The organism is Bacillus sp. SD075 (assembly GCF_017355165.1).
GTDB lineage: Bacteria > Bacillota > Bacilli > Bacillales > DSM-1321 > Peribacillus.
Window position 1 is genome coordinate 45,606 of the sequence record NZ_JADILK010000028.1, and the last position, 14,704, is coordinate 60,309.

At 39.4% G+C, this 14,704-nt stretch carries 12 protein-coding genes; 3 read left to right on the forward strand and 9 right to left on the reverse strand.

Annotated features, from left to right (window positions below; genetic code table 11):
• Positions 1–290 precede the first annotated feature (290 nt).
• Together IOC57_RS17325 and IOC57_RS17330 are read right to left on the reverse strand one after the other, a co-directional pair.
• Complete coding sequence (locus IOC57_RS17325) at positions 291–1,310, reverse strand: AI-2E family transporter (RefSeq protein ID WP_309487724.1); 1,020 nt, start codon at positions 1,308–1,310, stop codon at positions 291–293.
• A gap of 220 nt (positions 1,311–1,530) precedes the next feature.
• Positions 1,531–1,761: an excisionase family DNA-binding protein gene (locus tag IOC57_RS17330; RefSeq protein ID WP_144478943.1), complete on the reverse strand. Its 231-nt coding sequence runs from the start codon at positions 1,759–1,761 to the stop codon at positions 1,531–1,533.
• Positions 1,762–2,020: 259 nt separating this feature from the next.
• On the opposite strand from IOC57_RS17330, the gene IOC57_RS17335 reads away from it, so the two are divergent.
• Positions 2,021–2,947 carry a glycine-rich domain-containing protein gene (locus tag IOC57_RS17335; RefSeq protein WP_207439858.1) on the forward strand — a complete coding sequence of 309 codons (927 nt, stop codon included), beginning with the start codon at positions 2,021–2,023 and terminating at the stop codon, positions 2,945–2,947.
• Between the two features lie 577 nt (positions 2,948–3,524).
• Here the strand turns inward: IOC57_RS17335 and IOC57_RS17340 are convergent.
• The 7 genes from IOC57_RS17340 to IOC57_RS17370 all read right to left on the reverse strand — a co-directional run bounded on the left by IOC57_RS17340 (position 3,525) and on the right by IOC57_RS17370 (position 12,837).
• Positions 3,525–8,195 (reverse strand): hypothetical protein, encoded by a 4,671-nt coding sequence (locus IOC57_RS17340; RefSeq protein ID WP_207439859.1) that lies wholly within the window; start codon positions 8,193–8,195, stop codon positions 3,525–3,527.
• A 172-nt stretch (positions 8,196–8,367) separates the two neighbouring features.
• Positions 8,368–9,573 (reverse strand): MFS transporter, encoded by a 1,206-nt coding sequence (locus IOC57_RS17345; RefSeq protein WP_207439860.1) that lies wholly within the window; start codon positions 9,571–9,573, stop codon positions 8,368–8,370.
• Between the two features lie 307 nt (positions 9,574–9,880).
• A complete protein-coding gene (locus IOC57_RS17350) occupies positions 9,881–10,549 on the reverse strand; it encodes a GGDEF domain-containing protein (protein WP_207439861.1) in 669 nt (222 codons plus the stop codon).
• A gap of 135 nt (positions 10,550–10,684) precedes the next feature.
• The gene (locus IOC57_RS17355; protein WP_207439862.1) at positions 10,685–10,912 is read right to left on the reverse strand and encodes a hypothetical protein; all 228 of its coding nucleotides are present in this window, start codon (positions 10,910–10,912) and stop codon (positions 10,685–10,687) included.
• Positions 10,913–11,178: 266 nt separating this feature from the next.
• Positions 11,179–11,973 carry a DUF4097 family beta strand repeat-containing protein gene (locus tag IOC57_RS17360; protein WP_207439863.1) on the reverse strand — a complete coding sequence of 265 codons (795 nt, stop codon included), beginning with the start codon at positions 11,971–11,973 and terminating at the stop codon, positions 11,179–11,181.
• Positions 11,966–12,520: a DUF1700 domain-containing protein gene (locus tag IOC57_RS17365; RefSeq protein WP_207439864.1), complete on the reverse strand. Its 555-nt coding sequence runs from the start codon at positions 12,518–12,520 to the stop codon at positions 11,966–11,968. The genes IOC57_RS17360 and IOC57_RS17365 overlap by 8 nt, the downstream gene beginning before the upstream one ends.
• Positions 12,517–12,837: a PadR family transcriptional regulator gene (locus tag IOC57_RS17370; protein ID WP_061461705.1), complete on the reverse strand. Its 321-nt coding sequence runs from the start codon at positions 12,835–12,837 to the stop codon at positions 12,517–12,519. Before IOC57_RS17370 ends, IOC57_RS17365 begins: the two co-directional genes overlap by 4 nt.
• 229 nt (positions 12,838–13,066) lie before the next feature.
• Between IOC57_RS17370 and IOC57_RS17375 the strand changes: the two genes are divergently transcribed.
• Positions 13,067–14,125, forward strand: coding sequence for a DUF2157 domain-containing protein (locus IOC57_RS17375; RefSeq protein ID WP_207439865.1), 1,059 nt, complete (start codon positions 13,067–13,069; stop codon positions 14,123–14,125).
• Positions 14,118–14,654 carry a GDYXXLXY domain-containing protein gene (locus tag IOC57_RS17380; protein WP_207439866.1) on the forward strand — a complete coding sequence of 179 codons (537 nt, stop codon included), beginning with the start codon at positions 14,118–14,120 and terminating at the stop codon, positions 14,652–14,654. Before IOC57_RS17375 ends, IOC57_RS17380 begins: the two co-directional genes overlap by 8 nt.
• The last annotated feature ends 50 nt before the right edge of the window (positions 14,655–14,704 follow it).

The window sequence follows — 14,704 nt, forward strand, 5'->3', positions numbered from 1 at the left end:
AAATCTAACTTTAGAGAACATTCAGTATATTCTTGTAAGAATATTATACGTTTATTTGTTTTTTTATGCAATAAAAAGTCGATAAATAACTTTAGTAAAATAAAATTTTAATCAATTAACTTATTAAATCAAAAACGCAACTATGCTCTAATGGGGAAAGATGCTGCCTTTTACCCTTTTCTCGAATTAATGGATATTATATTGCAAACAGATCGCGCCACTTTTCGAAAGATCTAATAGAACAAAAATAAGCAGCGGCCATATTAGCGTGGCCGCTGCTCAAATGATTATTATGGGACTTCCTTATTCCCCTCTTCAATATCCAACATATCCAATAGGAAGATGAAAATCGGTATTCCTATGATCAATCCCCATATCCCAAGGAAATGCTCGGAAAACAATAGGATGATGAAGGTGAAAAATGTTGGAAGATTTGTTTTTGCCGACATGAATTTAGGATTTAAAATATAGCTTTCAAGTGCATGGATCACAACAATCATGATTAATACAGCAATCACTTTGGGCATGCCGCCGATGCTATAGGCAATCATGCTCAGTGGTATGAGGGAGATGATAACCCCTGCAACCGGAATCAAACCAAGGAAGAATATCATGATCCCTAGACCGAGTAACTGCGGGAAGCCAAGAATCCATAAGAAAGTTACAGATAGGACGGCATTCGTAATGGCGATCAGGAACTGGACCTCGATCACCTTTCCGAATGAATTGATGAATTTGACGCCAAAATGGCTTAGGTTTATAAAGAAAGATTTGAATTTGGCCCGCTTGAATTTAGAAGTGAAACGAATGATTTTATCTTTTTCCAATAAGAAAAATAGACTAAGCAACATGGAAATGAAAATTTGAAATGCCAGTTTCCCGAAATCGGATATATAAAGATAGAGTGTATTCATCTGTTTTTGAAGATCGAGCGGCGATTCCAGCTCGTTCATTATATTAATGGCATATTGAATGACCCTGCTATCTGGTGGATGTTGAAAGAAGTAAACGATTTGTGTCACTAATTCCGTGAATTGTAGCGTAATGACCGGTAGATATTTATAAAGAACGATGGCTAAACAAGAAATGGCGATTGCATATAAAAAGCTTATTACAACCTTAGAGTTGATATGTATCACTTTATTCAGCCAGATCATGATAAATTGCTCCAGCCTCCCCATCAGGAAAGTGAAAACAAATGTGAATAGCACGATATTAACCATACTACCGATGCTTATTAAAAAGAGGACTAACACAATTAATGTAATTAACCTTGAAAAACCTTCGCTTTGCAAATACTCTTTTACCACTTACCTATCTCCTAACTACCATTCTGCTGTGATAATTCCTTCTACTTACATTTTACACGGAATTGAGAGTTTCTACTACAAATACCTTCCATTGACAACAAATTTTTTTGAATGATCAGTAAGACCCATGATGCAGACGTAGTTAAGACTCTTTGGAAATTTCGATTCTTAATCCCACAGCCATTTAGGACATGAAAAAACATCTGCCAAATGGCAGATGCTAATCTTCATCCTTCACATCGATATCTTCGGGGATGGGCTCATTATAATAATCCGCTAATTGCTTCTTATATTTCTCCATCTGTTCAAGATGCATATTAAACTGCTCTTTAAAAATCAAATGCTGCTCACCATCATGGACGGTGCGAATTTTATTTTGAACGATCAAACTTTCTATATAAGATTCCGGCATTGATAAATATTCCGCTGTCTCTTTGACTGTCAAGTACATGCCTTCACCCCTTCCTCTCTAACTATACTAGATATGAGGCATTATTTGAAGTCCTTGATCATTGATTGAAACTCCCTTCAATGCCAAGGAAAAGACGAAACCGAATCCAGTTTTTGGGCATGTAATCTCCACAGCTTAATCTATTTTTGCAAATGGAACATTTTGACCGAAATTCAGGATAATAACTCACAATCCTTTCCAATAACATGTAAGATAATGTTAAAGTACTATATCCATAGATTAAGAGGAGTCGACAAAAATGGTTTATTTTTATGTCATACTTTCGGCTATTTTTGCTGTTTTCCTAGTCAAATTCGTTAAAGGGCTAAGTGAACCGGCTAAATTAGAACGCTATCAAAATGAATTCCGAAAATACCATGCGGAAACTTTGGATCTGCATGCAACGGAAATCGTTTCAGAAGCATTGATAGAAAAGCTTAATAATGCACTGGATCCCAATTATATGGAAACGGTCAATGCCGAATTCCGACTGAAGCATCCACGGGACTCACAGATAAAGGTCAATCAGGTTTGGCGTGAATTGAAACGCTATTTGATTATGGCTTTAGTGTTTGGAAAAGTTGAAATGTTTAATTCAGTCATCGATGAGTTATGGCATATCATGCTGAAATATGGTCAGGAATATGAAGAGTTTTGCCAGGCTTTCATCGGTAGGACCATTCAGCACCATCCTCATTCAGCACCTGTGTTCAAGCCCGAAGAGCGCACTCTTTTTGACTTTTACTATGTACAGCTATTTAAGGTGGACTCCCATTCCATTCAAAAATGGGGCAAATTTTTCAAACATGATAAAGGGCAAACGCTTCTCCGCGATTTTGAAACGTTGGAGCTGGAGCAGTTAAAAGAGAAATATATGCGGAAACCGACAAGTATACAAGCGGAACGAACCTTTGAATCTTTCACTGCCCAATTTAAAGAAAATCGCCCCATGACAGAATTGAATTGGCGGAAAACGTACGAACAGACGGACTACGCAGCCCCTGCCTATTTCACTTATGCAAGCACCGATGATTTTGACAGCGAATTTAAAGATATTTTCGGGAATGAACCAAACACAGTTTCCTCTGGATCCGCCCATGCCGATCATGGCGGTCATAACAGTTCCCATGACAGCAGTTCTGATTCCTCTTCCAGCTGTTCTTCATGCAGTTCTTGTTCGTCTTGAGCTTTTCCCTCGGAAAAAATCCAAGCGTTTTTGTCTTCACAAGCATTAGATAAAAATGATAATTGGATTGATAAGGGATGGGTTTGTTACTCAATTTTTAAGGAATCACTACTGATATGGATGATAATGGGATACGAAAATTCAGACCAGTTTTTGTATAGGTGAATTGGTAAAATAAGTAAAAATTAGTACGAGGTTTAACTGAAGATAGAGTAAAATTAATCCAAGGATTAAAAAATACAGAAAAAGCCTTTCACCATTTTTAATTATTATCTTGCAAACCAATCTAGATCAGCGGGAAATGGAATTCATGATTGGCAAGAGGAAATAAATAAAATAGAAAAAGAGAATGAGAGCTATTAGATGCTTTCAGTGCTTCTGCAAAAGGGTTCAGAACAAAGGGGTTGGAACGGAAAAGCGAGTCCAAGGGAGCCCTCGCATAGGGGGGCATCCGGACCGCCGCTTACATTCTACCTAACGTACTGCCTAAGCGTTTTTTTATCTCGTAATACTTTTTTCTTGTCCCCGCATCTCCTTCATTAACATGCATTGAATCAAAGATTAATTAATTAATTAATTAATTCCACCGATTGAACCAATTCTTGATCCTTTGTTTATTTTTCTCAAGAACCTCCTTCGATGTCCGGTTGTCTTTTTGTTTTTTCCATTCAAAAAATGAGGCAATTCCGATAAGCAGCCCGCCGCCGATAATTAAATACAGCCACCATGGCATCTCGCCCCACATCGAATTGGTATTCAAATAGACATTGAATAAAATGGTCCCAGTTCCAGCGATGAAATAGGATTTGTATTTCATCATGAATCCAAAGAGCATTGCTGCCAATGAAACCGTGCCAATAATGAGGGCATCATATAAGGTGTTACCTGCCATTGCATCAATGATCAAGGCTAAAAACAAGAGGAAAACAATACCACTCTCGATATATTGTGTGATTTTGCCTTTAACAAAGATTTTCCTCAGCATAGTGGTACTGACAATGAACAGCGGCAGAATATTCACCTCTTCCTCCAATACAGGAGGTATCGTAAACTGATCGACAATGACCCAATACGGATATAGACTGAACAATATCGCTGCAGCCAACAGGGATTTCCTTTCCAACATGCCTGTAGTCGTACTTCTCATCAAAATGAAATGGACCGGAATCAGAAGTGCCACGAAGATTTCCAACATGAAATGTGCTGATCCCCCCGTTAAAACATCCATGTTCATGGCCAGAAGAAACAGCAGACCATAGACTCTGTAGAAATCCAATTGAAGCCCTGCCTCGCCTTTATCAAGCAAGCCTTTAAAGAATTTCCTGCTTAGCAACACCATTATAGCCGTACACCCCAAAAGGAATGCCGCTCCGACGAAAGGCTGTAATGTGTATGCATACATGATGATGGTCCAATACGGATACAAACTGAGAACTCCCGTCAGCCAAACGTATACTCCCTTCTCTTTTACATCCTTGGTGAAACTTCCCATCAGGATGAAGTAAACCGTGATCAAGAGCGAGACGAAAACCTGGAGTAACTGGCTTGATGTTTCAGTTACTGGAATTCCCCTATTCATGGCCAGTAAAAACAGGAGGCCATATATCCTGTATGCATCGATGGTAATACCTGTTTCTTCCTTTTTGATTAAACCACCGAAATAACGCCGGCTTAAAAGCAGCATCCCTGACATACAGCCGAAAAGGAACATCAATCCCATTACAACCGATAAGCTGTCGGCATAGTCGACGATGATTAGGAAGGGATACAGACTGACAAGTGCAGCAATATGGGAATAGATTTTCCTTTCTAGCTTTTCCGCTGACAGGCTTCTCAGGAAAATGAAATAAGCGGTCAACAGAAGCGATACAAAGACTTGGAGTAACTGATGTTTAGTATCATTAAAAACCTCCACATTCATATCGATCAAAAAGAATAAACCATAGATCCTGAAAGGATCAAAGTTAATGATGCCTGATCCAGTTTTCCTGAGTAACCCGCTGGAATACAGCATGCTAAACAACAACATTCCTACCACACAGCCAAAAAGAACCGCCAAACCCGTGACGATCGGAAGTGTATGGGCATAGTCCATGATATTGATGAACGGGAAAAGGCCGATGATGGCCGCTATTCCTGAGTACATGCTTTTTTCTTCCTTATAGATCGTGAATCTTCTCATAAGGATGAAGTAGCTAGGGAACAGAAGGGTAACAAAGATCCCCCAAATCGCAGAATCTGTATTGCTCATAAACACTTCCAGATTCAGAGTACATAGATATAGCAAGCCAAAAATCCGATAATAATCAATGACTCTCTTCGTTCCCTCTTGATTGACCAATCCTTTGAAATGACGTCTGCTAGCCATGACCATCACAGCCATACATATAAGCAATACGATAATCGCCATAACCAAAGGCAAGGTATTTACATACATATTATAGAAGATGTACGCCAGGCTTAGAGGAACCGCAACATAGTTCCGCCATTTCCTTTTCATGAGCAGATACCAGGAAAACAAGATCTGTACAGTCATCACTCCTACCCAGACTAAGTCCCTGTTAAGCGGAAAATCCCGGATTGCAGTTTCCAATATGGATATGCTTATTCCTAAATGAATGAATGGAATAAGATAATACTCCATGATGCCCTTCCAATTCTTATTGGAAACCAACCACAGAATGGTTATGAGTCCTGCCGTTACCATCATGCATATGGATGTAATGAATGCCATTGGCCCCACGTTTGTTAAAAATAAATGGACCTGCAGGAAAAGGGCTATAAACCCTATGTACGTAAAGGAGTATTTTTCCCATTTCACCTGTGCCCTTGAAGCACTCAAAATATAAATCAACAGTTGTGCAACATATAGGAATGGTGAACTTTCCGTATAAACAATGAGCAAATACCCAACGGGAATCGCCAGTAAATTGGCAAGGTGACTAGTATATTGAAAGTACAATTTCCCATTTTTTGAATATTTCCCAAACCATTCCCCTAAAAGGAAAAAAATCATAGGACCTATCAGCACAAACGCAATCTTCAACACCATTGAACCAAAATCAAAAACATCGTAGAGTGAAGCGTATAGGCTGGCACTTGTAATCACGACAGGCACCCAGGATATGTGCTTCCGATGTATATGGACGGACCAGCCGTTCACTGCCGTAGCTATGGCAATGACTCCGCTTGCCTCCAAAGGATTCAGTGAATCGAATGGAATCGATATCAAGGAAAGGAGGGAAAGAATCTGTCCGCTATATGCAAAAACAGGGAAGAATTTATGGTATCCCTTTTTTGATGTGTAAGCTGCACCGATGGAAATCAGTGAAACCACCATTAAATAGACGCTGAACATTATATTTGGTCGGCCCCACTCTAAACTCTCCAACAAATATGGATAGAACGCAACCAAAGCCAGTACGAAAGTGATTGGAAATCCGTAAATGGCGCTTTCCTTCATATGCTCTGATTCGTCTTTAATATATGTGATGAAGAAAAGCCCAGAGATCATGGCGAGCGCTGCACTTGCTGCAAGCCAATCCATTTCGATGAATTTACTGGTCAGTATCACTAACATGAGCATTGGCGAGATAAGTAAGATACTCTTCTTAAACAGGCTGTACCTTGGATGACGGTTATATAAATATACTCCAAGATATTGAATGACCTGTACAACAAAAAACAGATTTAAAATGTTAGAAAAAGCGACTGGCAAGGCAAAGAAAAGATATAGGAACGCTAAGTCGAAAACAACTACAGCCGGGTACGTAAAGCTTGAATTTCTCGAATGAAGGGAAACATAGATAAGCTGAGCGGATACTATCATGAGCGCGATGAATATTTGCGCATAGCTCTCCTGGTACACCATCGCATTACTATATAAGAAAACGATCCCGCTCTCAATCAAGCTGGTGAAAATGAAGTTCTTGGAAAGCTTAGTCATTTTGGATTTATCCAGATATTTCGATAGCACAGTAAAAATGATCGGTACAAATGCAAAAGCAATGACCATGTACTCACTTAAAAATGAGTTAAAAATAAAATGGATATAACCATACGTGAATATGGCGCTAAAAGCCATTTCATAATATTTTTTTTGGAATTTGACTGAAAAAATTAAAAACAAAACGGAAAAGGCCATCAACGTTAGCGAATACACCAAGTTACTTGAAAATAACGTCAGTATCACAAAGGCTTCCACAATGATCTTAAACTGGATGAATTGAAAAATGAATGGTTTGAATAACCTTAATGCTTTTTGATTTATCAATTGCTCAATATTCCATAATAGTATGAAATTAAGAATGCCAATCGCCAAAAACATCCACTCGATAGTCGGCGTCACAAAACCCAATCCAAAATAGCAGGTAAAGCCAAACGTGAATATCGAAATGAAAATGAATATTTTCGACTTAAAGTAGTCAGAAATCTTCCAATAAATGGCTAAGCAAAGTAATCCTCCAAGAAAACCCAGAAGCCCCCGCCCCCCACCATTAAGTGAAAGGTACTCTCCAAAAATCCGATAATATGAAGCTGATAAAATCGTAATCGGAATGAATAAACCCGCTAGCGTCAGGAATGCAAAAGCGGTCTGTTTAATTTTCAGCTTCGAGGCGATGAAGGCCATCCCTGTAAAAATGACGGATACCATTCCAATGAAGAAAACTTTCAGGACCGCATTCAGATCCCCCCATGAAGAGGTTGCTAAAATCAACCCGCCAAACAGAAGCAATATGACCCCAGTGAGCAGGATGACAGAGATATTCCGTTCCCTAATTTGCTCAGGTGTTTTCTTCGGCTTTGCCGGTTTTACCGGTTTCTCCCGTTTGATGGCTTGCTGTTCAATAACCGGTTTCCTATCAGTGATTTCCTTGACAGGTTCAAGACTATCCTCCAAAACGGATTCAATAGGATCATACCCGTCCTTCTCATGATCCATTAGCGTTTCTTTCAATTTACCAGATTCCAATAATTTCAATGGAGATTCTTCAACCAGGCTATCTTGAACCTTCATCTCGGCACTTTCACCGATAATCGTTTCATGTGCTTGGATGGAATTCGTTTTTTCATGCTCTAAGCGTTTTTGTTTATGGAGGGCTAATTGGAAATGCCGATTGTATGCCCTGCTAATCCGGATATATTCTGATTTAGGGATGAGCCGCCTTTCCAATAAAACATCCAGCTCTTCATGGAAAATACGCTTCCTTCTTTCTAATGTCATTTCTTCGTTTGAAGAATCATTCATCCCAAGATTCCCCTTCCTTCAAATAGACCTTCTATCATCTTATGTAAATTCTCTTTTTGATAATAACAATTTTTCCCCATTATTTAAATATTTAGGATGATATGCATATGAAACAACGAAGCCAGTGTTGTTCCTCCTGACTCAAAAAAAGAATGACTTCCATTGAAGCCATTCAACGTCTTTCGATTGATTTTACTTTATCCTCGCTCCTGATGATGCATAAATAAACGATCATTGAAATGAATATCGAGGCGGCTGCCGTGATATAGATGCTCCTATAGCCAAAGAGGAAGCCTATCTGTCCGAACACGATGGCACCTATGCCCACTCCAAGATCGAAAAATGAAAAGTATGTTGCATTCGCCATCGCCTTCCGATTAGGTGCCGTCTTTTCAATCGACCATGCCTGCAGCGCAGGCTGGACAGAACCGAATCCAAATCCATAAAGCACTGCCGCAATGTAAAGGACCGCTTCACTCGGCATCCACGCAAGCAGCAGCATCCCAGCCATGATAAGTACTGTTGAAGGCACGAATATGGCTCGATGTCCTCTTCGGTCATATAATCGACCCGCGAATAATCTCGTGACCATTAAGGCCATTGCATATACTAAAAAGTACCATTGAATTCCATCTACACCTTTTTCCGCAGTATACAAGGGAAGGAAGGTTGCAATTCCACCGAATGTAACGGAGATGAAGAAAATGAGCAATGATGGCTGAAGGGCACTTTTCTCATATATATCAAACCTTCTGGCTCTGACAGCCGCCGAAGGATCACTTTCCACTTTTTGATACCGAATAAGTGATGCTGCGATGATGGCAAACAATCCTAATAACGAACAGATCAAAAACAACTCTTGAAAAGGAAGGACCGTAACTAGAAAAAGACCCAATGATGGCCCGAATGCCAGTGCTAAGTTCCCCGATAATCCGTAATACCCCATCCCCTCTCCACGCCGTTTCGCAGGGATTATATCGGAAGCAATCGTTCCTGAAGCCGTTGAAGAAAAGCCCCAGCCGACGCCCTGCACAATCCGCATCATGAATAACAAGCCAATGCTACCCATAAAACCGAAGGAACCCACCGACAATGCAAAAATGGCTAACCCGGTAAGAAAAACGATGCGCCTTCCCTTCGTCTCCAATAATCTGCCGGCAATTGGCCGTACAAGCAAGGCTGAAAAAGTGAAGATTCCAAGGACGGCCCCCACCAGGCGGTCATCACCGCCAAGCTGTTCTACAAACAGCGGAAGTGTCGGCATCGTCATTTGAAACCCCATGAAGATGCACATATTTGCCAAACAGATCATGATGAAATCACGTGTCAAGATTTTATCATGATCTCTTACCCGTTCATCCACTAAGGTTTCCCTCATATTCCTTCACCTTCTAATTAAAATAGTCATTGCCAGTTTACTAAAATTGGTTTAAATAAGCGAATGATTTATTTCGTATACCTAAATATATATTAAATAAAAGCCCAGTATGACACTGGGCTCCCCCTTTAACATTCATAATGAAAAGCTGACGTAACAACTTACCTTCCGTATGCAAACTAACAATCTAGGTTCGCCATGCTGAAATACCAAATACCATTGCTTCTATTCATCATTCATACAGCCGAACGACTCCGAATCCTTTTAGTTGAAAGGATTCCGCCATTCTAATGGAATTTCCTTAAATTCAAAATTCATTTAACGACCCAGGAATCAACCTTTCTGCTAGTGAGGAAGGGTTGTCTCGCCTCAACTTATTATCTACCCGCCCGAACGAGTTTCTGTTCCTTTCTTCTCCGTTTATCATGAAACATTTTTTGATCCGCTTCCATGAATAAGCTATCCATATTCCCTTGGAATGCGAACGGTAAGCATGACCGAATGACATACTGATGTGAGGGCCTTTTTTTATGGAGTTTTGCAGAAGGATTTCTTCCTTTAATAATTCACAAAGAGATACTACTTCTCGCTTGCTTCTATCTATCAGCAGAATGGAAAACTCATCTCCTCCCACTCTTGATACAACAGCGATGTCCGAGAAAATCCGTTTCAATAGATTGGCCGCTTCTTTAATCAATTCATCCCCTTTCCTATGGCCATACGTATCATTCATAAATTTCAGCTCATCTAAATCACACAATATCATCGCAACCGGAGTGTCAAAATCCAGATTGGATTTCGCAGAAATATTATCGAAAAATTGTCGATTATGGATATTCGTTAATGGGTCATGTGACATTTGATATTCAATATCCTGTATGAATCTCACTCTTTCATCGATATTCCGAATGATTCCTTGAACGGCTACCAACTGCTCTTTTTCATATATAGGTGTAGCATATTCCTCGAACCACAAATAATTCCCCTCGATATCTCTCCAGCGTTGAATGATCGGCTTAGAATAATCAATCCCAACGTATATCTTTTCATTTAGGATTTCAAAGTCATCAGGATGAATCCTTTCAAAAGGAGAGAAAGGGTCATTGTATGCCTATTCCAAGACACCTTGACCTAAAAGTGTATGGATGGATGGACTTAGATACCTCAACTTGGGACTTGGACTTGATTCGTAGCAGTAGATAATATCCTTTGAACTTTCCACTATATTAAAAACCTTTTTTTGCTCTTCGAGTCCTTTCTTCAGATAGTCCTTTTCCCTTTTCTTGCGAGTGAAGATCGTACGTTTAAATATATCTAACGACAATTTATTGAATTTCATTCTACAGCCCCATACTTTTGAAGTTATTTTCATAAAAACCTTTTCCTTAGATTTGATGGCGGACTTACGCGGTTCACTCATTACTTTTTAACATAATTATCCTTTCTATATTATAATTCCAAAAACATCTAAAGGAAAAACTTTAAATGTTTTTCCTTATTCCCTTAGAAGGGGGACCGCTTCTAGCAAATTACCACGCTTTGATTAAATGGCCGCATAACTGAAAAAGCCGATCCCAATTGGATCGGCTTTTTCATGATTCACGCCTATTTCGTTACCTCGATTTTCCCATTATTCGTTTTCAATTTAATTAAATTTTCACCTTTGCCAATGACAGTATTGCCCTCATACTTACCAAGGATATCTACTCTCCCATTGTCAACATGAACATCGAATGTTGTATTTGTCGGTTCATTCTCCGTTTTGATCATGATTTTACCATTATTACTTTCGAGGTCGATCATCCTATCCAAATCTTTCGTGACCAATGTGATTTTACCGTTATTCGATGACCCAACCAGTTTTCCCTCCACATTATTAAGATCTACTTTTCCGTTAGCAGATTTCACTTCAACTTTTTCAGTTACTATATCATTCAGTTCAACTCGGCCATTTTGTGATTTCACAATTAGATTTTTACTTGTCAACCCTGATATCTGCAATTTACCATTATCGGATCCTGCGACGAAGGATTTATAAGATTCATCAGGTACATACACCTTTAAGTGTAAGGATTGAATATGAAAACCAAAGCTAAAGGTACGTCGATCTTTTAACTTTACCGAAAGCTTCTTTCCTTCCACATCTGCAGTGAAATCCAACTTGGAAACTTCCACCCCTTTTGAAACCAGCTCTATCCTGGTAGCCTTATCCTTCGTTGGCATAATCTCCACAGCTGCATTGTCAGTGTCGATTTGAATGTCCGTCACGATCTCCGAAATCGTTTTTTCTTCTGTAGTCGCTTTCTGATCCGTCACTTGGGAAAACGTAAACAGACTTCCAATTACACCGATCAATAACAATACAAGCGCAACGATCGATAATTTCTTAACATTAATCATTTTTCAAACCGCCTTTCACAAGAGAAGCGTTAAATTTTAAATAGCGAATGAATCCTTTAGTTAAAGCACTCGTAGCGACAAACATTCCCATGGCAATGAAAATGCCAATCCCGCATAGTCCCAATGCAAAGAAAAGATCGAATAATTGAAAGTTACCTATCGCAAGGTTGAAAAGAACGCCAAACGGAGCAAGAATGAACGCTATCGCCGATGCCCATCCTGCAATGACAACTCCGATCAATGCGATAAAAGGTCCCAAAACGATCACTAAATTAAAGAATCCCAAACCAATGACTGCCCAAACTGCCCGCATTATATTACCGGCAGAAGTCGTTTGTTCGACCTGGCCAAGATGATAGGATGCCATCAGCTCCTTGGAAATCTGTTTAGGATTCCCAAGTGATGTGGAGATTTCCTGCTCTGACTTCCCTTTTTCCATTCCAATTGCGAAATACTCTTCGTAATCTTGGAGGATATCTTCCCGTTCCTCTAAGGAAAGTCTGGTTAAAGAGGCATTCAATTGTTTTAAAAACTGTTCTTTATTCATTGGTTCACACCTTCCTTGATTAATTGGTTGACCCCATTGGAAAATTCATTCCATTCCGTCAGCAGCTCTTGAAGGTATCTCCGGCCTTTATCGGTTAACTTATAATACTTGCGCGGAGGCCCTTCAGTTGATTCTTGCAAGTAAGTCGTAAAATACTCTTCCTTCGTCAATCGTCTTAAGAGTGGATATACAGACCCTTCAGATATTTCAATTTGATCCGAAATCTTCTGTACAAGTTCATAGCCATAACGATCCTGCTTATCCAATAAGACCAGTACACACAGTTCCAGGACACCCTTCTTAAATTGTACATTCATAGCACCATCACTCCTTCCAAGAGTCTTTTAGTATAGTTCAATAAACAGTACTGAACACCGAACAATACATCTTATGTAAATAATTTACCACATGGTACTGTATATTGCAAGGTACTGATTTTTTTTTGTCTTACATGCATTCCAATTAGGGTAGAAGAAAATTAACATTATATTCAAAGCTGCTAGAGAATACGATGTATAATAGTAAAATGTGGAAGGGGGAGTTACTTTGGCCAACAAAGAAATAACGAAAAAGCAATTCGAGTTTCTTGAACATGAATTTAATTACCTTGAAAAAGAAGGAGTCATCTCCCAGCAAGATAAAGTGAGGATGTTAGGTTCCTTTGATGTAAAAGGTAATCTGAGCTTCATCACTATTCTATTATCCATTGGGGCACTTCTTTTAGGTTTAGGCGTATTGACCTTCGTAGCCAGTAACTGGATCTATTTAAGTAAAGCTGTTAAATTCCTGCTCATCATTGCATGCCTCATCGGTGTGAACTTTGCTGGCGTGAAAGTGCAGGTACGCTTTCCCAAGACGTCACGAAGTTTGCATTATGCGGGGATTCTGATTTTTGGTGCAGGGATTTTTCTAATCGAGCAGATGTTTAATATCACCATAAATTTCAACAGTTCCTTTTTATTATGGGCAATCGGAACGGTATTCATCGGATACTATTTAAAGGATGTCTTCATCCTCCTTTTTACAGCTTTCCTGCTTTTCATTTATGTTAACGGAAGTATATTCGCTGATGAGACATCTTATCCGCTTGCCATTCTTGTATTTCTACCGGCTTTATACATTCTGTTAAAGAAATTCGATTACCCTAAATATCTGACCTTTTTCATTAATGCTTTAGCCATCAATACAATCGCTTTATTTCTAATGGAATTCGTGCCGAAGGCCGGTTTTGAAAATTCGAATACGATTGTGCTTTCTATTCTGTTTGTGCTGGGAATCGTGCTTGCCTATATTCCGGTAAGTGCCAGATTACAAAACATCACCCACATACAAGGCCATGTCTTACATGGTATTACAGCACTCTTCCTTACCTTTGATTTTTCAATCTGGTTTCCTTTAGCTTATTTCGTTTTTCTGCTTTATCTCATTCTAAAAGGCAGTTTGACCAGCATTGTGATAATATGTGCACTGATTTTCAGATATTACATCCACTCCTTTGACTTCCTGCCAAAATCGCTTACATTCATCATCGGTGGAATCATGCTTATCGGTTTTGGCTTCTTCTTTGAAAATCAACGAAAAAAAGGAGGGGAACTCAATGAGTAATCCATCATTCCGGCCACTCATCGTATTTTCCATTCCAGTCTTGATTCTGTTAGTCTTGGCGATTCCTCCGTTCTGGACAACAATGACAGGGGATGTAATCAAGATCAAAACAGCCCCTGTCGATCCGACAGACTTATTTAGGGGAAGCTATGTGGCTTTGAAATACGAAATTGAATCAGTTAAGCCCACACAAGTCGATGACTCGATTAAAACCGAGTTCAATACAAGAAATATGGGTGATTATAAAAAGGTATATGTACGTTTAAAACAAAACGCCGATGGACTATACGATGTCGATTACGTAACGAAAGAACAACCCGCTAAAGGCATTTACCTAAAAGGGCAATTGGAAATCCCATATGAGCTGCAAAATGCGGAAACCATTCAGATTAGATACGGTCTGGACAATTATTTCTCATCCGAGGAAAAGGCAAAGGAATTGGAGAAGGACGCATCGGCCAATCCTTCAGTGGCCGTGGTAAAGGTTCGTAAGGGCCATGTTGTTTTAACGGATATCATCATTGAATGAATGCCCCCGGATATGACTAGCAAAAAGAGCATCGGTTTTTCGATGCTCTC

Bases quoted from the DNA above. Each gene is read 5' to 3' on its own strand.
- IOC57_RS17330 (WP_144478943.1), bottom strand. From the start codon at position 1,761: ATGTACTTGACAGTCAAAGAGACAGCGGAATATTTATCAATGCCGGAA.
- IOC57_RS17335 (WP_207439858.1), top strand. From the start codon at position 2,021: ATGGTTTATTTTTATGTCATACTTTCGGCTATTTTTGCTGTTTTCCTA.
- IOC57_RS17340 (WP_207439859.1), bottom strand. From the start codon at position 8,195: ATGAATGATTCTTCAAACGAAGAAATGACATTAGAAAGAAGGAAGCGT.
- IOC57_RS17345 (WP_207439860.1), bottom strand. From the start codon at position 9,573: ATGAGGGAAACCTTAGTGGATGAACGGGTAAGAGATCATGATAAAATC.
- IOC57_RS17355 (WP_207439862.1), bottom strand. From the start codon at position 10,912: ATGAAATTCAATAAATTGTCGTTAGATATATTTAAACGTACGATCTTC.
- IOC57_RS17360 (WP_207439863.1), bottom strand. From the start codon at position 11,973: ATGATTAATGTTAAGAAATTATCGATCGTTGCGCTTGTATTGTTATTG.
- IOC57_RS17365 (WP_207439864.1), bottom strand. From the start codon at position 12,520: ATGAATAAAGAACAGTTTTTAAAACAATTGAATGCCTCTTTAACCAGA.
- IOC57_RS17370 (WP_061461705.1), bottom strand. From the start codon at position 12,837: ATGAATGTACAATTTAAGAAGGGTGTCCTGGAACTGTGTGTACTGGTC.
- IOC57_RS17380 (WP_207439866.1), top strand. From the start codon at position 14,118: ATGAGTAATCCATCATTCCGGCCACTCATCGTATTTTCCATTCCAGTC.